The sequence below is a fragment of the Idiomarina sp. genome (assembly GCF_048260185.1).
Lineage (GTDB): Bacteria > Pseudomonadota > Gammaproteobacteria > Enterobacterales > Alteromonadaceae > Idiomarina.
In genome coordinates, this window is record NZ_JBLXHB010000004.1 from 1 (window position 1) to 19,289 (window position 19,289).

At 48.5% G+C, this 19,289-nt stretch carries 19 protein-coding genes; 13 read left to right on the forward strand and 6 right to left on the reverse strand.

Annotated elements, in window-relative coordinates; genetic code table 11:
* The first annotated feature begins 379 nt into the window (after nucleotides 1-379).
* Nucleotides 380-931, forward strand: a complete 552-nt coding sequence (locus ACN0RF_RS09460) for a cytochrome b (RefSeq protein WP_417438803.1) — start codon at nucleotides 380-382, stop codon at nucleotides 929-931.
* Complete coding sequence (locus ACN0RF_RS09465) at nucleotides 931-1,512, forward strand: YceI family protein (protein ID WP_417438804.1); 582 nt, start codon at nucleotides 931-933, stop codon at nucleotides 1,510-1,512. Before ACN0RF_RS09460 ends, ACN0RF_RS09465 begins: the two co-directional genes overlap by 1 nt.
* Nucleotides 1,513-1,531: 19 nt before the next feature.
* Here the strand turns inward: ACN0RF_RS09465 and ACN0RF_RS09470 are convergent, their stop codons facing one another.
* Genes ACN0RF_RS09470 through hemC form a run of 4 tightly spaced genes read right to left on the reverse strand, consistent with a single transcriptional unit; the run spans nucleotide 1,532 to nucleotide 5,489 of the window.
* Nucleotides 1,532-2,695 (reverse strand): heme biosynthesis HemY N-terminal domain-containing protein, encoded by a 1,164-nt coding sequence (locus ACN0RF_RS09470; RefSeq protein WP_417438805.1) that lies wholly within the window; start codon nucleotides 2,693-2,695, stop codon nucleotides 1,532-1,534.
* The gene (locus tag ACN0RF_RS09475) at nucleotides 2,692-3,819 is read right to left on the reverse strand and encodes a uroporphyrinogen-III C-methyltransferase (RefSeq protein WP_417438806.1); all 1,128 of its coding nucleotides are present in this window, start codon (nucleotides 3,817-3,819) and stop codon (nucleotides 2,692-2,694) included. Before ACN0RF_RS09475 ends, ACN0RF_RS09470 begins: the two co-directional genes overlap by 4 nt.
* The gene (locus tag ACN0RF_RS09480; protein WP_417438807.1) at nucleotides 3,812-4,573 is read right to left on the reverse strand and encodes a uroporphyrinogen-III synthase; all 762 of its coding nucleotides are present in this window, start codon (nucleotides 4,571-4,573) and stop codon (nucleotides 3,812-3,814) included. Before ACN0RF_RS09480 ends, ACN0RF_RS09475 begins: the two co-directional genes overlap by 8 nt.
* The gene (hemC, locus tag ACN0RF_RS09485; RefSeq protein WP_417438808.1) at nucleotides 4,548-5,489 is read right to left on the reverse strand and encodes a hydroxymethylbilane synthase; all 942 of its coding nucleotides are present in this window, start codon (nucleotides 5,487-5,489) and stop codon (nucleotides 4,548-4,550) included. The genes ACN0RF_RS09480 and hemC overlap by 26 nt, the downstream gene beginning before the upstream one ends.
* Nucleotides 5,490-5,581: 92 nt before the next feature.
* Here hemC and lptM point away from each other — a divergent pair, with 92 nt between their 5' ends.
* The 8 genes from lptM to ACN0RF_RS09525 all read left to right on the forward strand — a co-directional run bounded on the left by lptM (nucleotide 5,582) and on the right by ACN0RF_RS09525 (nucleotide 12,903).
* Entirely contained in the window at nucleotides 5,582-5,728 is a 147-nt protein-coding gene (lptM, locus tag ACN0RF_RS09490; RefSeq protein ID WP_011235781.1) for an LPS translocon maturation chaperone LptM, read from the forward strand.
* Nucleotides 5,725-6,987 (forward strand): diaminopimelate decarboxylase, encoded by a 1,263-nt coding sequence (gene lysA, locus ACN0RF_RS09495; RefSeq protein ID WP_417438809.1) that lies wholly within the window; start codon nucleotides 5,725-5,727, stop codon nucleotides 6,985-6,987. Before lptM ends, lysA begins: the two co-directional genes overlap by 4 nt.
* Nucleotides 6,988-6,989: 2 nt before the next feature.
* Complete coding sequence (dapF, locus tag ACN0RF_RS09500; RefSeq protein ID WP_417438810.1) at nucleotides 6,990-7,817, forward strand: diaminopimelate epimerase; 828 nt, start codon at nucleotides 6,990-6,992, stop codon at nucleotides 7,815-7,817.
* Nucleotides 7,814-8,509, forward strand: coding sequence for a DUF484 family protein (locus tag ACN0RF_RS09505; RefSeq protein WP_287796206.1), 696 nt, complete (start codon nucleotides 7,814-7,816; stop codon nucleotides 8,507-8,509). The genes dapF and ACN0RF_RS09505 overlap by 4 nt, the downstream gene beginning before the upstream one ends.
* Nucleotides 8,496-9,398: a tyrosine recombinase XerC gene (locus tag ACN0RF_RS09510; protein WP_011235777.1), complete on the forward strand. Its 903-nt coding sequence runs from the start codon at nucleotides 8,496-8,498 to the stop codon at nucleotides 9,396-9,398. Before ACN0RF_RS09505 ends, ACN0RF_RS09510 begins: the two co-directional genes overlap by 14 nt.
* 27 nt (nucleotides 9,399-9,425) lie before the next feature.
* A complete protein-coding gene (locus ACN0RF_RS09515; RefSeq protein WP_417438811.1) occupies nucleotides 9,426-10,136 on the forward strand; it encodes an HAD-IA family hydrolase in 711 nt (236 codons plus the stop codon).
* A 97-nt stretch (nucleotides 10,137-10,233) separates the two neighbouring features.
* Entirely contained in the window at nucleotides 10,234-12,405 is a 2,172-nt protein-coding gene (gene uvrD, locus ACN0RF_RS09520) for a DNA helicase II (protein ID WP_034822914.1), read from the forward strand.
* Between the two features lie 75 nt (nucleotides 12,406-12,480).
* Entirely contained in the window at nucleotides 12,481-12,903 is a 423-nt protein-coding gene (locus ACN0RF_RS09525; protein WP_417438812.1) for an OsmC family protein, read from the forward strand.
* Here the strand turns inward: ACN0RF_RS09525 and rarD are convergent.
* On the reverse strand, nucleotides 12,880-13,815 hold the full coding sequence (rarD, locus tag ACN0RF_RS09530) for an EamA family transporter RarD (protein WP_417438813.1): 936 nt from the start codon (nucleotides 13,813-13,815) through the stop codon (nucleotides 12,880-12,882). The genes ACN0RF_RS09525 and rarD overlap by 24 nt on opposite strands.
* A 26-nt stretch (nucleotides 13,816-13,841) precedes the next feature.
* Nucleotides 13,842-14,306: a thioesterase family protein gene (locus tag ACN0RF_RS09535; RefSeq protein WP_011235772.1), complete on the reverse strand. Its 465-nt coding sequence runs from the start codon at nucleotides 14,304-14,306 to the stop codon at nucleotides 13,842-13,844.
* 60 nt (nucleotides 14,307-14,366) lie between these two features.
* Here ACN0RF_RS09535 and recQ point away from each other — a divergent pair, with 60 nt between their 5' ends.
* From recQ to ACN0RF_RS09550, 3 genes are read left to right on the forward strand one after another with little or no spacing between them, the layout of a single operon-like run.
* Nucleotides 14,367-16,211, forward strand: coding sequence for a DNA helicase RecQ (gene recQ, locus ACN0RF_RS09540; protein WP_417438814.1), 1,845 nt, complete (start codon nucleotides 14,367-14,369; stop codon nucleotides 16,209-16,211).
* 9 nt (nucleotides 16,212-16,220) lie between these two features.
* Nucleotides 16,221-16,481, forward strand: a complete 261-nt coding sequence (locus tag ACN0RF_RS09545; RefSeq protein ID WP_417438815.1) for a DUF3630 family protein — start codon at nucleotides 16,221-16,223, stop codon at nucleotides 16,479-16,481.
* Complete coding sequence (locus ACN0RF_RS09550) at nucleotides 16,474-19,266, forward strand: EAL domain-containing protein (protein ID WP_417438816.1); 2,793 nt, start codon at nucleotides 16,474-16,476, stop codon at nucleotides 19,264-19,266. The genes ACN0RF_RS09545 and ACN0RF_RS09550 overlap by 8 nt, the downstream gene beginning before the upstream one ends.
* Nucleotides 19,267-19,289 lie beyond the last annotated feature (23 nt).

Consider the following 19,289-nt stretch of genomic DNA (forward strand, 5'->3'; position numbering starts at 1 on the left):
AAGTGAAACACACCAGCGCCGATGGTAGTGTGGGGTCTCCCCATGCGAGAGTAGGTCACCGCCAGACTACAAATAAAACAGCCCTTCGCTTATGCGAGGGGCTTTTTTTATGTCTGCTCGGTAGCCTGACGTTCACGTCAGGTGAGATACTTAGCTTCTCCGTACCTGAGTCCTCCTGCTCAGTTTATAGCGGCAGTGACGCGTGTCGGCCAGGACCCGCTCTGATAATATCCCCCGGGCTTACTCCCCGACCACCTCACCTGATGCAAGAGCATCAGGCTACTACATTCTATTAATTAGATGTTAATCTACTAATAATACGTATTTTCATTCTATAAATATGAACTAATATAAAACTTAGACAAATCAGGAAAACTTTATGTGGAAAAACACATCAGATAAATACGGTTTGACAGCAGTATTAATTCACTGGCTGTCGGCCTTAATAATATTTGGTTTATTTGCTTTAGGCTGGTGGATGCTAACCCTGACCTACTACGACGAGTGGTATCGCCTGGGTCCTTGGTGGCATAAATCGTTTGGCATTACCTTACTTATCGTAACGGTTTTACGAGTGCTCTGGACTTTAACCAATACTAAGCCTAAACCTTTAGGTAGCAAGCTTGAAAGGTTAGGAGCGAAAGCGGGTCATTTTTTACTTTATTTGCTGCTATTCACAGTAATGATCAGCGGCTTTTTGATTTCAACAGCAGACGGCAGTTCTATCAGCGTGTTTGACTGGTTTTCGGTACCAGCAGTAATAACCGATTTACCAAAGCAGGAAGATATTGCTGGTGACGTACATTGGTACTCAGCGTTGTCTTTAGTGATCCTGGCTGGTGGTCATGGGCTGGCGGCGCTGAAGCATCACTTTATTAATAAAGACAGTACACTTATTCGAATGTTTGGAAAAACTAAGAGGAAATCATAATGAAAAAGACATTAATTGCAGCCGCTTTGGCGGGCAGTACTTTATTTACATCGGCAGCAATGGCCGAAGACTATAAAATTGATACTGAAGGCCAGCACGCCTTTATTCAATTTAAAATTAGCCACTTGGGTTACAGTTGGTTATACGGTCGTTTCAATGACTTTGAAGGCTCTTTCAGCTATGACGAGGACGCTCCTGAAAATTCCTCAGTTAAAGTAACAATTGATACATCCAGCGTAGATACTAACCACGCTGAGCGAGATAAACACTTACGTGGCGATGACTTCCTGAGTGTATCTGATCACCCTACTGCGACATTTGAAAGCACTAAGTATGTGCCGGATGACGACGATGAAGGGGAAGGTACACTGCATGGCAACTTCACTCTTAATGGCGTGACTAAAGAAATCGCTATCGAAGTTGAGCATGTTGGCGCTGGCGAAGATCCATGGGGCGGATTCCGTCGTGGCTTCGAAGGTGAAGTAGACCTAACCTTGGCTGATTACGGAATTGACTATAACTTAGGCCCAACGGCTAAAGAAGTTGAGCTGACGCTGTCAATTGAAGGTATACGTCAATAATTACAGCGCCAACGTTTAACTAGTGAGCTAACGCCTCTTTATAGGCGTTAGCAGCTAGCTGACTATCACCAAGAGCATGATAAGCATTGCCCAATAAGCGGTAGACGTGACTGCTGGGTTCAATTTCTGCTAACTTTTTCAAAGCACGTTGCGCTAACGAGAAATCCTGATTATCCATAGCGATTTGTGCAAGAGCATAGAGGTAATCTCTATTTTCCGGATCTTGTTTCAACTGAGCTTGAACAAACTCCAGCAACTTCTCCGATTTTGCATTAAATAAATGCAAAGAGTTAACGGCAGCCGGTTGCAACTCCCCTCTTTTTAGCCCTTTTAAAACCACTCTGGCAGAGACTTCATAATCACCTAAATGCTTTAACGCAGCGGCATAACTTAATCTGATGGTTGCGTCGCTACGTTGTTTACTGGGTAAGCTGCGCCACTCGTTGTACAGTATCTCGTTACTTCTGCGACCCTCAGCAACAAAGCGTTCAAAATAGACGTGATATTCAAGACGGTCAAATTCAGCTGGAGCAAGGTCGGTTACACGGCGCAGCTCTGGCAATAACTCTTTCAGTTGCTGCCAGTTTCCAGACGCTTTAAATACCCGATAAGCTAGCTTAAGTACATTGGCAGAGTGCGGCTTAGCTTCCAGTAAGCTTTGCATCTCTTTATCCGCTTCTGCCGGGTCTTTTTTTACCAACTGTTCAATGGAAACAAGCTGAAGCAGTGTATCTGCATTATCATAAAATGCCCCTGCTTCATCGTGCCAGTAAGTTGCCTTTCCGGCGTCTTTATTAAGGCAGGCGGCAATTGCAGTTAACGCGGCAATGTTATTGTCAGGAGACTTTTTATAGGCCTTAGACAGGCTCTCAGTCGCTTTTTCGGGGTTATCATCCAGCAGCTCGCGTATGCCCTGCTGGAAAATGTTCTGAGCTTTACGTTCGCTTCGATTTGCCAACCACTTCCGGCCCTGACGGGTTTTGCTAAGCAGCCGACGCAGTAATGACACCACAACGCTGAGTACGGCAATTGCCACAATAGTAACGACAAACAGGCCGACTACGGTCGTCTCAATCGCTACTCCGGCAAACTGAACTAAAACATAGCCCGCGTTACCCGACGCGAGTGGTCCAATAATGGCCCCCAATATAATGATGACAACCAGAGCGATGATCCATTTCATGAGGCATCTCCCTGCTCAATAGCCTGAGCGATGAAATCCAGAGATTCGAGCTGCTCTATGCTCTGTTGTTCGAAGTCCTCCTGACTCAGCGACTGAATACGCGAAATAATATCTTGAGAGGCTGCTCCGTCGCCTTTTACTTGCGCAATTAGCTCAGATAACTGCTCCAAATAGCGCTGCCACAACTCATCATTATTTTTTACAGCCGATTGTTGGGCCAGAGTAAAGAGTAATTGAATGCGCTCGTTTAGTGCCGTGCGTTGGGTTCTACTCAGCAGAGGTTCAGGGTCGCTGTCCACGGGTTGAATGCGAATAAAATTATCAAGGAATGACTGCCAGTTAGCACTTAGGTTCGTTTGCCAGTCATTAACATCTCCGCTGACATTCTGGGTGTCAGAACTTAAGCGCTGTTGATTACTGTTTACTTCGTCGGGCAGGTCTGACACTCGTTGTTGCAGACCCACGAGTTGTAGCGCCAAGTCAGTATTGTCTGCTTTAACTGCGGCATTCACTCGTTCAATATCCCCCGCCAGCTTCTCGCGGGTACGAATTGCGTTACGACTGTCGATACCCGCCAACTGCTGGTCGGCTAATTTCAAAAGTTGCAGAGCCGCTTTGTAGTCGTCCTGACTCCACATCATTCGCGCAGCCGCCGATAAGGTCTGTTTTATTTCCAGTAGACGCCAGTAAGCCGCTTTCTCGGCAGGCGTTTTGCGCATATCGTCACGAATATCTTCGAGGCTCTGACGCAAACTAGTTAACTCGCGCTCTAGCTGCTGATCGGTGTTACTCAGCTTATCCAGCTCGCGAGCCTGAACAGTGCTTTGTAGTTGCTGCTCCAGGTTTCCAACAGAGCGCTCCAGTTGTTTGAAGCGCGTTTCAACCGGATCTTCCTGCGGCTGTTCACTAACCTGTTCAGAGTCTGACTTAAATAAACCAGGGAAACGTGTATAGCCCCAGTATGCGGCGGCAACAATAGCAATTAAAACTATAAACCAGACTAAGCGTTTGAAGAAGCGCCCGCTACTTTTCTCGGCGGTTATGGTTTCTTCTTCTGTGCTCTTCTCGCTATTTTGTTCATCATTCTGAACGTCTTCGTTCTCAACTTTATTCTCTTCAGTCATGAGTTTTTCCATCCGCTATTAGCGCATTCATTAATATGGCGTCCGCTGCACTGCCTGTAACTTTGATATTGTCTGATTGTCCGAAAGGAATCAAACCTTTCAGGCGATGACTGGGAACTATCCACTGACAGCTGTCCAGCCAGCTTCGGGCTGAATTTGGCATAGACGACAAAAAATATCCCAGTTGTTCAGCGCTGGTAACAACAATAGTACCAACTGAACTTATCCACTGCTGAATCAGTTCAGGGTCGTTCAATGTGAGTTGTTTTCGGCGGTACACTTCCCAGTAATGGACAGAAGCTCCGCGAGCTCGTATGGCATCGGCCAATAACTCACGCCCGCCCTCTCCGCGAATAATCAACCAGTTCTGTTGCTGCAGTTTTTGTAACTCCGACAACTCCAGCAACCCTTCCGACTGATGTATAAAGGTCGGGCAACTAACCGCTGTGTTTAAATGGCTGCACGCAAAAGAAGCGGTTCCCGGACCTACGGCATAATATTTAGAAGAAACCCTACTAAAACCAGCCAGGGAGGCATAATGAGCAGCATTTTTACTAACAATAACAATGCCATCCCAATGCTTTTGTTTAAGCTGGGCCAACTGCTCTTTATTCACAGGTAAAGGCTCTATCTCAATAAAGCTGTGAACAAAGCATTCTCTGCCAGTGTCGCGCAGCTGTTGCGTAAAGTTGTCCGGACTCTTGCCCGGACGCAACAGTAAAACCGCTTTATGAGTGACTGGATTCACTGTCATAGACTGCGCTCAGAATTTCGGCTGCACCTTGTTTAAGTAACCGTTCAGCAAGCTCTGAACCTAACTCTTCGGCTTTAGACGCCGGGCCACGCACTTCATCACGAAGCACTTTGCCGCCATCAGGCTCACCAACAAGGCCGCGTAAATAGACTTCATCACCTTCCAGCTCTGCATAAGCGCCAATAGGCACCTGACAGCCGCCATCCAGCCCGCGGTTCATTGCGCGCTCAGCTAACACCCTGGTTCGGGTTTCCTGACATTGCAGTGGCGCCAACAAGGCTTTCATTTCATCGTCATCGCTGCGGCACTCAATACCCAGTGCACCCTGACCGTTAGCAGGCAATGACTGCTCTACCGGAATAAAGGAGGTAATGCGGTCGCCCAGCTCCAGTCGAATGAGGCCCGATGCCGCCAGGATAATGGCATCAAACTCACCTTCATCCAGTTTGCGTAAACGTGTTTGAACGTTGCCGCGTAAATCTTTTATGACTAAATGCGGAAACTGCTCTTTTACCTGGCAGCGGCGTCGCAAACTGCAGGTTCCGACTACTGCGCCCTCCGGCAGTTCATTAAGGTTTTTGTAGTTGTTGGATACAAAAGCATCGCGCGGATCTTCGCGTTCACAAATGGTGTGAAGCTCCAGCCCCGGCGGGAACTCAACCGGCAAGTCTTTCATGCTGTGTACGGCAATATCTGCACGGCCTTCCAGCATCGCCACTTCCAGTTCTTTTACGAACAAGCCTTTACCGCCAATTTTTGCCAGCGGGGTATCCAGAATGACATCGCCCTTAGTAGACATAGGAACCAACTCTACCGACAGGCCCGGATGCAGCTCCTCAAGGCGTTGTTGAATGTGTTCAGCCTGCCATAAAGCCAGCTTGCTTTTGCGTGTTGCAATTCTAACGCTTTGGGTCATTCGTTTTCCTTTACGACGATTAATGACTTTTTAGGTATCTGGTGCGATGATAGGCATCATAGAAACCCAAACGGAATACCTATAGTTTAGCGATGTTTAGTCGAATTGTAATCAAGACGCTGGTGCTATCAGCCATTTTAATGACATTAGTCGGTTGTGGTCAGAAAGGACCACTGACGCCTGAGCCTATGCCAGAGCAAAATACACCTGCAGAGCCGCCGGCGGAAGATACCAAATGAGCGAATTAATTGACTATAAAAATGGCCAGTTTCATATTGAAAACTGCGACGTCGAGAGTCTTATTGAGCGTTTTAGTTCGCCTTTGTATGTTTATTCCAAAGGTCAGATTCTAAAAAACTGGCGTGAGTTTCAGCAATACTGGCCTGCGCCTCATAAGCTGTGTTATGCAGTAAAAGCCAATAGCAACTTAGCTATTCTGCAGTTACTGGCTGAGCATGGCGCTGGCTTCGATATTGTCTCCGGTGGCGAGCTTCAGCGTGTACTTATGGCCGGCGGCAACGCAAAAGACGTGGTTTTTTCCGGTGTGGCGAAGTCAAAAGACGAAATCATTATGGCGCTGGAAGCGGACATCGGCTGCTTTAATGTAGAGTCTGAGGCGGAGCTTGAGCGCATTCAGGACATTGCTGCCGCCATGGACAAACAGGCGTCGGTTTCCATACGGGTAAATCCTGACGTCGATGCCAAAACGCATCCGTACATTGCCACAGGCATGAAAGCCAACAAGTTTGGCATTAGCATGTCACTGGCTAAGCCGGTTTTTCTGAAAGCACATAGCCTGCCTAATATTAATTTAATTGGTGCGGACTGCCATATTGGCTCGCAAATAATGACCGCCGAGCCTTTCCTCGATGCCGCGCAGCGCATGTTTAACCTGGTTTCGGAACTGGAAAAAGACGGTATCCAGCTGACACACCTGGATTTAGGTGGTGGTTTTGGTGTGGCGTATCAGCCGGAAGAGCCGTTGGATAAGTCCTTTTATTTGAAGGAACTGGTTAAGTTAGCTGAGAATTACCCGCAAATTACTTTGGTACTAGAACCCGGTCGTGCTATTACCGCCGATGCCGGTGTTTTGCTGACCACAGTGGAATACATTAAACCCTCAGAAGATAAGAACTTTGTGTTGGTTGATGCCGGCATGAACGATTTATTACGTCCGTCTTTGTACCAGGCCTGGCATGACATCTTACCGGCGCACGAAAACAAACGCGGCGGCGATCAGTTGAATGATATTGTCGGCCCGGTGTGTGAAACCGGTGACTTCTTCGGACACGCACGGCATTTAAATGTGCAACAGGGCGACGTACTGGCCATTAAACATGCCGGTGCCTATGGTTTTACTATGGCGTCTAACTATAACAGTCGTGGCCGCCCGCCGGAGGTTTTGGTCTCTGGTGATAATGCTACACTGATCCGCGAACGTGAAAGCTTTAACGATCTCGTCCGGGGCGAGCACTTGTTACACCAGGAAGGCAAATAAAAATGTTATTACATTTTTCAAAAATGCACGGGCTCGGCAACGACTTTATGGTGGTGGATAACGTCACTCAGAATTTATATGTGAACCCAGACCAAATACGTCGCTGGGCAGATCGGCACACGGGTATTGGTTTTGATCAGATGCTGTTAGTTGAGCCGCCCTATGACCCCGATTTGGATTTTCACTACCGCATTTTTAATGCCGACGGCAGCGAAGTTGCTCAATGCGGCAACGGTGCCCGCTGCTTTGCGAAGTTTGTAAAAGCTAAAAATTTAAGCAATAAGAATCACCTGAAAGTCAGTACCAAGGCCGGAAAAATGGTGCTGCACTTAGAGAAAGATGGTCAGGTGACGGTGGATATGGGCGAACCTTTGTTCGAACCGGCAGTGGTGCCTTTTAAAGCGCAAAAAGCAGAGCAAACTTACGTTTTAAGAGTAAAAGAAGAAACAGTTCTTTGTGGTGTTCTGGGTCTTGGCAATCCGCACTGCGTTATCGCTGTGGATGACGTTGACACGGCACCCGTGGAAACCCTTGGAGCGGCTCTGGCAGCGCATGAGCGCTTCCCCGAAAGCGTGAATGTCGGTTTTATGCAGAAAGTATCGGCTGATGAAATTAAACTGCGCGTGTTTGAGCGTGGTGTTGGTGAAACTCGGGCGTGCGGCAGTGGCGCTTGCGCCGCGGCTGTAGCCGGTATTCAGCAAGGCTTATTAAATGAACGAGTAAAAGTCAGTTTGCCTGGCGGGGACTTAATTATCCGTTGGCAGCAGGGGCAGCCTGTAAAAATGACCGGCCCCGCAGAATTAGTTTACGATGGACAAATGGTGTTATGAATAGCGAATCGAACATGATTGCAAATGAACGTTTAGACGACAGCCTGATCAGAGAATACTTACAAGAGAATCCTGACTTTTTCACGAGAAATGATGACTTGCTGGCTCAGTTACAGTTTCAACACAGTGAAAAAGGCGCCGTCTCGTTAATTGAACGGCAGCAACAGAAGCTGCGTTTGCGCGTACAGCAACTGGAAGAAGAAATTACCGAGCTGATGATAAACGCTCGCCGCAATGAAGCTATTTTCTCGGCTTACAGCAATTTATACGTCAGTCTGTTGCGCTGTCAGAGCCTGAGTCAGGTTCTGGATGAACTGCAAAACACCTTTGAGAATGAGCTGGAAATGCCGGCCTTGTCCTTGAAGTTTTTCGACAGCCCGGTCGATTTAGGCGAGCAGTACAGCTTTGCTTCCGACACTCACAAGAAGCTACTAAGCAAACGTTTTAATGAAAGCTCTATCTATCTTGGCCGCTTAACGGAGCAAGAGCATAAGTTGTTGTTCCAGGATGAAGAGATTGCTTCCGTGGCATTGCTTTTACTCGGTGACAACGGCGAATTGGGCATGCTGGCGGTTGGTAATACTAACGCCAGTCACTTTGAGCCGGCCATGGACAAGTTACTGATCAATCAGCTACAGGCCTTGCTCAGCGCATTGTTACCGGGGCTACTGCAAAACCATGAAGCTGCATGACTGGCAGCAAAAATGGATGCAACAACTGCAGGGAGAGCGGGGCTTAGCGGAGCTAACGCTAAAGAATTACCAGCGCCTTATCGCCGCTGATCTGACTGCTCTTGAACTGCAAAAAATAACGGAACCTAAAGCGCTGCGTGTCCCTGTTATTGAACGGCTTTTAGTCGGTTGGCGGCGCAATGGGCTGGGTGAACGCAGTATCGCTTTAAAACTATCGGCATGGCGCACTTTCTGTCAGTTCATGGTGGAATCTAACGCTATGGATGACAACCCGGCCATGTCAGTATCGGCACCTAAAATTCCCAAACGCTTACCTAAAAACCTCGATGTGGATAGTATTTCTCATTTACTGGATTTACCCACAGATGATGACTTAGCCATTCGCGATGCCGCCATGATGGAGCTGCTCTATGCCAGTGGTATTCGTCTGGCGGAGCTGGTGAGTCTTGATCTAGACCACATTGACCACCGTATGATGCAATTAAGGGTGACCGGTAAAGGCAGCAAAACGCGTATTGTGCCCTTTGGTCGTTGTGCTGAAAAAGCCTTAAAAAAATGGTTGTCAGTGCGTCAGGCCTGGTTAAATCAAAAGCCTGAGCTGGCGCTCTTTGTGAGCAAAAGGCTACAGCGTATTAGCCCCCGTACTGTGCAGCAGCGGCTGAATTACTGGGGCAAACAACAAGGTGTGGTGGGTGACTTGCACCCGCATAAGTTACGGCATTCGTTTGCCTCTCATATGCTGGAATCTAGTGGTGATTTGCGCGCTGTGCAGGAAATGCTTGGACATGCCAACTTATCCACAACTCAGGTGTATACTCATCTGGACTTTAAACGTTTAGCCAGTGTTTATGACAGCGCCCACCCGCGCGCCCGGAAAAAATCGACTTAACTTTTATCAAATAAGAAGTAACGCGTTATGCAGTTCCACCGCCGTTGGCATTTACCCAAAGTTATCAGTTTTGATTTAGACGACACGCTTTATGACAACGTGCCGGTTATGCAGCGTACGGAAGAAGTCGCTCACAGCTATATTGCGGAACAATACCCGCAAACTGCTGAGTGGGACATGCACCACTGGCGCCGTTTCCGTGATGAGGTTAGCCGTACTGATGAAACTCTTGCCAGCGATATGACCAAACTGCGCCTGAAGACCCTGGAACTGGGGTTAGAGAAGTTCGGTGTTGATGATTCGGCAAGGGCCGCGAATACCATTATGGATGTGTTTCTGTCCGAGCGCAGTAACTTTGAAGTGCCACAAGACAGTATAAAATTACTGGAGGCTCTGTCGCAGCGTTACAAATTAATTGCGCTGAGTAATGGCAATGTTAATGCGGATAAAATTGGTTTGGCTAAGTACTTCGAGCTGGTGATTCAGCCCGGAGACGGCATTCGCGGCAAACCCTTGCCCGATATGTTCGCCGCCGCTGAACGAAAGTTACCTGATTTGCAACCGCATGAGTTCTTACATGTGGGAGATCATCCATATTCCGATATTCTGGGTGCGCAGCGTCATGGCTGGCAGTCGGCCTGGCTAACCTCAGGGCTGGGAACCACTGCGCACTTGTCGGTGTTGCCAACCGTTACTTTGCATAACCTGAATCAGCTACAACGGCTTTTATTGGATTAAAGCCGGCGAACAACTACTGGTTGCTTATACAGTGATGCACTATTACACTGACGCATTAACGCAACACAGTTCCCAATAATGATTTAGGTGACCGCTAATGAGTACACACCCGCTTCTGGCAGATTTAAACGAACGACAGCAGCAGGCCGTATCTGCAACCGACGGTCATATGCTGGTTCTGGCTGGAGCCGGTAGTGGTAAAACCCGTGTGTTGGTGCATCGCATTGCCTGGCTTATTCAGGAGCGGCAGTATTCGCCCTTTAGTATTCTGGCTGTTACCTTTACCAATAAAGCGGCAGCCGAAATGCGCGGACGGGTTGAGCAACTGGTGGGCAGCTCGGTGCGTGGTATGTGGATTGGTACCTTCCATGGTCTGGCGCACCGCTTATTACGCGCCCATTATATGGACGTTGGTCTGCCGCAAAACTTTCAGATAATTGACAGTGATGACCAGCAACGGTTAATTAAACGTTTAATTAAAAGCTTAAACCTGGATGATAAACGCTGGCCGGCAAAGCAGGCGCAGTGGTACATCAATGGTAAAAAAGACGAAGGTCTGCGCCCGCAGCACATTGAAACCTACGACCCTACAGAGCAAACCTTAAAAGAAATCTACACTTTGTATCAGGAAAGCTGTGACCGGGCCGGTCTGGTGGATTTCGCCGAACTGCTGCTGCGCGCGCACGAGTTACTGCGCAATAACCGCATTGTCCGCGAGCATTATCAAAACCGCTTCCGCCATATTCTGGTCGACGAGTTCCAGGACACCAACTCCATTCAGTACGCCTGGATCCGCTTATTGGCTGGCAGCCAGAACAGTGTGACCATTGTCGGTGACGATGACCAGTCCATTTATGGCTGGCGCGGTGCTAAAGTCGAGAATATTCACCAGTTTTTATCGGACTTTGAAGGCTCTGAGACTATCCGGCTGGAGCAGAACTATCGCTCTACAAGCACCATTTTGCGCGCCGCAAACTCAGTTATTTCCAATAACTCGGGGCGTCTGGGTAAAGACTTATGGACCGATGGCAACGACGGCGAGCCGATAAGCCTGTATGCCGGCTTCAATGAAATGGATGAAGCTCGCTATATTGTGGCACGAATTGAAGAATGGCGTGATCAGGGTGGTTCGCTGCAGGATTCCGCTATTTTATACCGAAGTAACGCACAATCACGTATTTTAGAGGAAGCGTTGCTGCATGCGCGCGTTCCGTATCGTATTTATGGCGGCTTGCGCTTTTTCGACCGTCAGGAAATAAAAGATGCATTAGCGTACTTGCGAATTCTGGGCAACCGCGACGATGACGCCGCTATCGAGCGGGTGATCAATACGCCGACGCGGGGCATTGGTAACCGGACTATGGATATGATCCGCCAGGCGGCGCGAGAGCGTGAAGAGTCCTTATGGCAGGCGGCAAAATATATGGTCAACGAAAAGCAGCTAGCCGGGCGGGCGCGTAACGCTGTGGGTTCGTTTCTGGACTTTATCGAGAACTTAGACGACGAAACTGAAGAGTTTTCCTTAGGCCGCCTGAGCGACGAGGTGATTAAGAAAAGCGGTCTGATGGCCATGTACGAGGCCGAAAAAGGCGAAAAAGCGGAAACCCGGGTCGAGAACTTAAAAGAGCTGGTGACTGCCTGTGAAAACTTCACTCTGGATGACGCCGAAGAAGACATGACACCGCTGAATGCGTTTTTAGCACACGCTTCGCTTGAAGCTGGTGAAGAGCAGGCCGATGAATATCAGGATGCCGTACAGCTCATGACACTGCACAGTGCGAAAGGTCTGGAGTTTCCATTAGTATTTATGACCGGTGTGGAAGAAGGCCTGTTCCCGTCTCAGCAATCGATGGATGAGCCAGGAAGGCTGGAAGAAGAGCGCCGCCTTTGCTACGTAGGTATGACCCGCGCAATGGAAAAGTTAGTGCTTACTTATGCCGAACAGCGCCGTATTTACGGTCAGGAACTGTTTCATAAAGTCAGTCGCTTTATCAGTGAAATACCGGCGGACACTCTGCATGAAGTTCGGCTGCAAACCCGGGTAGAAAAGCCCGCCAGTTATGGCCGGTTCAATAACGCAGCCAGCCACGAAAGCTTTGAGCAAACGGGTTATTCATTAGGCCAACGCGTGCGCCACCCGAAGTTTGGCGAAGGTACGGTGTTGAATTATGAAGGTACCGGTCCGCAATCCAGAATTCAGATTAACTTCGACAATGTCGGCAGCAAGTGGCTGGTTGTTGCTTATGCACGACTGGATCCGGTTTTCTAAAGTGTAAAGAGGTGATCAAAAACCGCATTCTTCGACTACCTTTAAGGTACATACATACAATGTCGGAGGCATTTTATGAAACGCTCTGCAAATGCACAGTGGAAAGGTAGTATAAAAGAAGGTTCAGGCGTTGTTTCAACGCAAAGTGGTGTTTTAGACAGCACCCAATACTCATTTAAAAGCCGCTTTGAAGAAGGCAAAGGCACCAACCCGGAAGAACTTCTGGGCGCGGCGCACGCAGGCTGCTATGCCATGGCTTTCTCGTTAATGCTGGGTGAATCTGGCTATGAGCCGGAAAGTATTGATGCTAAAGCCGAAGTCTCGTTAGAAGAAGATGGTGATGGCTTCAGTATCGCTAAAATTCATCTGAAGGTGAAAGCCAGTATTCCGGATATTGACGAAGACAAATTCCAGAAACTGGCTGAAAAAGCGAAAGAAGGTTGTCCGGTCAGCAAAGTGCTGAAGGCTGAGATCTCAATGGATGCCAGCCTCAGCTGAAGCTAGCTTCTTCCTCGCTTTACGATCACGCTGGCGCTGTATAATAGAATCGAAACTGTACAGTGCCAGCGCACTCCAGATAATAATGAAAGTGATCAGCTTACTTTCTTCTAAAGGTTCACCGTAAACCACTACCGCCAAAGCAAACATTAATGTTGGAGCTATATACTGGAAAAAACCCAGAGTGGCATAACGTAGGCGCTGTGCCGCTGCGGTAAAACACAGCAGTGGAATGGTTGTGACCAGCCCGGCGGCAACCAGCAGCAGGTTTAACGTCCACGGGTTAGCGGTTAAATCACTACTGGCTGATTCGGCAAACACAAATAGATAAATAAGCATTACCGGGAATAGAATCGCAGTTTCCAGCCAAAGTCCGCTAATAGAATCGACCGGCAGGCGTTTGCGAATGGCGCCGTAAATGGCAAAACTAGAGGCTAAAGCCAGAGCCACCCAGGGTACCGAGCCAAAGGTAACAATCTGGATGGTAACGCCCACTACGGCCATACCAATGGCAACTAATTGCAGGCGGCGCATACGTTCGGCAAAAAACACCATTCCGATAGCCACATTCAATAGCGGGTTAATGTAGTAGCCGAGGCTGGCATCTAACATATGGTTACTGTTGACGGCCCAAATAAATAAAAACCAGTTACCACCCAGCAAGCAGGTTGCCAGGGTTAAACGCAGTACTAATTTGCGGCTTTTCAGAATAGGGCGAATGCGATCCAGTCGCTTCATAGCAACGATTAGTACAAACACCATCAAAAATGCCCAAATAATTCTATGGGAGAGTATTTCTAGTGCAGGTACTTGTTTCACCAGCTTGAAGTAAACCGGTGCTATGCCCCAAAAAGTATAGGCTGCAAGTGCGAAGAAAACGCCTTGCCGCGCCCGAACAGCGTCATCGGACATGTCTCTAGAATCCTTTTTTATCAGCGTTAGCCGACCAGATAAGTCCCGGTACCGAACGCTATGTGCGTGCCTTCTTCGTTGTGCAACTCCATCCGCGCCACCGCTACTTTATTACCTGAGCGGATAATGGTAGCGCTGGCTATAAACTCGGTACCGCGCCCCGGACGAAGATAATCAACCCGAAGGTCAATAGTACCACAACGGCTCAGACGCTCCATTAAATAAGCTTCAGTAGGCGACTCCAGTCTGTCGACCATGCCGGCTATGGCGACCAGTCCCCCGGCCGTATCCAGCGCTGTAGCGGTAACCCCACCATGCAGCATACGCTGTGGCACATTACCCATAAGTTGTTCCTGCCATTTAAAGCGAATTTCACCACGCGCAGGGTTAAACTCCGTAATTTCAAGGCCAAGCAGTGCCTGGAACGGAACCTGGGTGTTCATAAACTCGGAAACTTTTGTCAGTATTGTTTGTGTATTCATTTTCGGCATGGTGATTAGCGGACAGGACGCTTACAATAAGAGCATGTTACTCGGGAAGTCAATATAACCATGCACAGCAGTACCGCCGAAAAAGCACAATTTGATCCGCTTAAGCAGCAGCTTGAATCTACCTTTGGCTATCATCAGTTTCGTGACGGCCAGCAGGATATTATGCAGGCCGCTATGCAGGGGCGTGACTCTCTGGTGCTGATGCCAACCGGTGGCGGTAAGTCGCTTTGTTATCAGTTACCCGCCATTTGTAGTGACGGCCTTACTTTGGTGATTTCACCTTTGTTGTCACTAATGCAGGATCAAGTCGAGGCACTTAAAGCGCTGGATATTTCCGCGGCAACTCTGCATTCAGGTGTGTCGTCGCAGGAATCGATGGCAACATTTCAGGGTTTGCAAAGCGGAGACATTAAACTCTTGTATGTCAGTCCTGAACGAGTTTTGCAGCCGTCTTTTATTGAGCGGCTGCAGTCATTAAAGCTCAATTTTATTGCGGTGGACGAAGCACACTGTATCAGTCAATGGGGACATGACTTCCGCCCTGAGTACGGCAAACTTGGAGTACTGCGTAATTACCTGCCCAATGTGCCTTTTATGGCGTTAACGGCAACTGCAGACTCTGCCACCCAGCACGATATTATTGAACGGCTGTGTCTGCGCGAACCTTTGGTCCACCGCAGCTCGTTCGACCGTCCCAATATTCGTTATGTGGTGCAGGAAAAGTACAAACCACTGAAGCAGGTTCGTGACTACGTTAAAAAGCAAAAAGGCGCCGCCGGTATTATTTACTGCGGCAGCCGCAAAAAAACCGAAGAGCTGTCGGAAAGTCTGCAACAAGCCGGTGTGCGCGCTGCACCCTACCATGCCGGTATTGAGCACCAGATAAAGGAAAGTACCTTGCGTCAGTTTCTGCGTGACGACATCGATGTCGTTGTTGCGACGGTGGCTTTTGGTATGGGTATTAATAAGCCCAACATTCGTTTTGTTATTCATTTTGATATTCCCCGCAGCGTTGAATCTTACTATCAGGAAACCGGGCGGGCCGGGCGCGATGGTCTGCCAGCTGAGGCGGTCATGCTTTATGACCCGCGCGACGCGCAATGGATACGGCGCATGATAGAAGAACAGGAGAATGAGCAACGGCGCTTGGTTGAGGCACAAAAGTTCTCAGCCATGCAGGCGATGGCAGAAGCGCAGACATGCCGACGCCTGGTTGTGCTGAATTATTTTAATGAATACTCTGATAAAGAATGTGGAAACTGCGATTTGTGTCTGGATCCGCCCCAGCGCTACGACGGTCTGGAGGACGCCCAAAAAGCATTGAGCTGTGTGTACCGTGTAGGTCAGCAGTTTGGTATTAACCATGTAGTGGAGGTTTTGCGTGGTTCAAAAGCTCAGCGTGTTATTGAGTTGGGACACGACCAGTTGAGCACTTACGGCTTAGGCAAGTCGGAAACCCAGGAACACTGGTTTTCGGTATTACGGCAGCTTATTCACCGGGGACTTATTCTGCAGGACATTCGACGTTTTGCAGCACTTCAGCTCACTGATGCCGCGCGTCCTGTGTTAAAAGGCGAAGTTCCGCTGGAACTGGCTAAGCCGAGAATAGAATTAACCGCAACCAAAACCCGAATTACCGACCGCGGTGATTATAATAAAATTTTGTTCCGTCGCTTACGCAAGTTGCGTAAAGACATTGCTGATCGTGACCAGGTTCCGCCCTTTGTGGTATTTAGTGACGCTGCACTGGTGGAAATGTGTGTACACTATCCCACAACAGCCAAAGATATGTTAGAAATCAATGGTGTTGGAGAAGTTAAACTGGCACGTTATGGCAATGAGTTTATGCAGGCCGTGGAAGCGTTCTTATCCGGAGCCAGCGAGCGACAATTATTTAACGGGTAAAGAGTAACAATGGAAGACAACGTCATTACGCTAAAAAGTACGCCACCGGAAGCTGAGCATGAGCTTTGGATGAACGAACTTTGTGAGCGTATTGGTGCTACTATCCGCGAAAAAGAATGGGCGGCCGACCAATTTTGCTGGCGTTTAAGTATTAACCAGCGACACTGGCTGCTATTCTATTCGGAAATTTGTGATGCCGTCTGGTTACAAGCACTGGAAGAACCTGAAGCGGCATTAGAAGCACGCCTGGCGGAGTATGGTTATGTTTAACTATTGGTTTGCCGCACTGCTGTTAGCGTTAACTCTGATACCACCGGCTTTTGCTCAAGATCCTCTGACCGTTTCCCCGCAAAGCTCGCGGTTAATGCTGAATGAACACTTCAATTACCGGGTGGTCAACGCCAATCTGCAAGTTGAGAGCATTGCTATTAATGAACCGCAGCGCTGGTTAAACCCTGAGGAGTTACAGAACCATAACTATGCCGGCGAACGACCTAATGTATGGGGCGTGGTTCCCTTGTTTAATCGCAGTAACGTACCGCTTACTCTTCATCTGCATTTTAGCGATCCTTACCTGGAACAAGTTGGGGTTTATTTACTGGATAAAAACGGGCAGGTAGAAAGCCGCATCATCAGTCGGTTTTCTACCCCGCTATTGCAGCGTGAATACTTGTCGCACGAGCAAGCTCTGCCGGTAACCTTACCAGCTAACAAAATTGTCTGGTTAGCGGTGTCGGTGCAGCAATGGCCGGAACAAATGCCGTCTATAGGGCTGTGGCAGCCGGGCGACTTACAGTTACGCCTTCAGCAGCAACAAACTGCTTTGGGGGTTAACGCCGGTATTCTTATTCTGTTGGCTTTAGCAGCGGCTGTTTCAGCGCGGTTGTTCGGTAGCCGCCTGTTAATTTCCTTTGGCGGCCTGACATTAACCTTTACTCTCGCACTGTTATCACACAGCGGTATCTGGATTACTTACTTCACACCATACTCGCCTGACATTGCTGCCGAGCTGAGGGTGTATATCAGCCAGATCCTGATTCTGGCTCTTAGCTGGTTTATATGGGAGTGGTCGCGTTTTCGCTTTAAATTCTCCCGCTTTAATCGTATTGGTTATGCGGTAATGATGACGGCAATTGCGCTGACAATTTTGTTGCCTTGGCTATCGGAGCCCTGGCGGCTGGCTTCTGTGTCCTGGCAAATTAATGCGCTATTGCTCTGGGGGGCAGTGGTTATTGGCCGTAGCCTGCAGAAACAACCCTTAGCAGGTCATAGATGGCAAACCGTATTGATGATTCTGACGATTATACCGGCCTGGTTACTAGTTTCACCGCGCTATAACCCGATATGGGAAGGTCTTTCCGGTTTACTGCTATACAGCGCTCTGACTTTAGTTATAACAATGTTCTTGCTTGCGCTTGAGCGCTACCGCTTTAGTCGTCTGGTACAGCGCATTGGCAATTTAAAACGCAACCGTAAAATTTTAAGACGGCGTTTATGGCGTATTTTAAAGCGAACCGGAGAAGGCTGGTTCAGAGTGAACCCTGACGGCAGTATTAAACAGGTTAACCGACAAATGATAAAAATTTTGGCGGCGCATTCACTGAAGCAAGTTCAGGCACACTGGCCAAAAGGTTTCAGCATTGAAGGGCAGCGGCAGTTGGTCTCAATTGAACGGTTTGACGGGCGCAAAGTGTGGCTCGATATTGAATTGTTTCCTGACAATACCGGACGTATGGCCGATGTCACTAAACGTATGGAAGCAGAGGTTCACCTCAATTTTCTGGCACATCACGATGCCGTAACCGGTTTGTTAAACGTGCGCGAGTTTCGCCGCTTATTACAGTCCCGGCTGGATAGTAAAAAGACAACCAGTGTTATCATTATTCGTCTTAATGGTTTGCAGGTTATTGCGGATCAAGCGGGTGCTGACGGTCGTGATCAGGCCATATTGCAGCTGACATTGTCCTTGCAGCAAAAAGCGCCTAAAAGCGCTCGTGTCGCACGTATAAGTGAAGCAGAAATTGCGTTACTTACGAACGAGGAAGAACAAGCGGCGTTTGCTCAGGCGCATCGTTTACTGCAAGTTTGCAGAGAGTTTCGTTTTAGTAGTGAAAAACGTATTTTCCAGCTGACAGGTAATGCTGGTATTGCTTTTAGTCCGGGAGAAGGGCTGGCTGCCAGTACCGTTATGCGGCAGGCTCGCGAAGCCGTGCAGTTAGCAATGCAGCAGGGTGACTACAGAGTACACACGCACAGTGAAGCCGATCAGATACGTTTAATTGGGCAGGCTGAAGAAGAATGGGAAGCTCGTTTGAAGAAAGCACTGCGGGAAGAAAACTGGCAGTTATTTGCGCAACCTCTGGTCAGTGTCTCAAACACTGCGGATAAGCATTGTTTCGAGTTACTCTTACGGCTGCCGGGTAACGAAAGTGATGAAGCTGTTGCTCCACAGCAGTTCTTACGCGCCGCTCTAAATGCCGGGGTTATGGGTAAGGCTGACCGCTGGCTGGTCAGGGAAGTTATTGAGCATTTTAATGAACAACCTTTTGAAGCTAATAGAACCTGGCGTTGTCATATTAATTTGTCCGCGCAAAGCCTCGAAGATGTCGACTTTATTCGCTTTATAGAGCAAATCCTGAAAAACTCTATACTACAACCGGAACAGTTGGTGTTTGAAGTAGCAGAGCCCGATGCCAATGAATATTTTGACGAAACTTACCGCTTGTTTAGAGAACTAAAGGAGTTGGGCATTGGTACCGCTTTAGATCAGTTTGGTACTGGTTTCAATTCGTTCCGGCTTATGCGGCAGTTACCATTAACGCAAATTAAAGTTAACCGGTTTTGGGTGCAGGACATGCTGGTAGATACGGTTGATGCGGAACTGGTAGCGAGTTGTGTGCGTATTGCTAAGGTTCTTGATATTGAGGTATGTGCGGTTGGTGTGGAAAGTGATGAAGCGCGTATTAAGCTCACTCAGCTGGGCGTAGACTATATCCAGGGGTTCGTCTGTGGGCACCCAGTAGAGTGGCAACGTCAGGAAAAACAGGGCGGCTAATTGCCGCCCCTCATCCAGTGCTT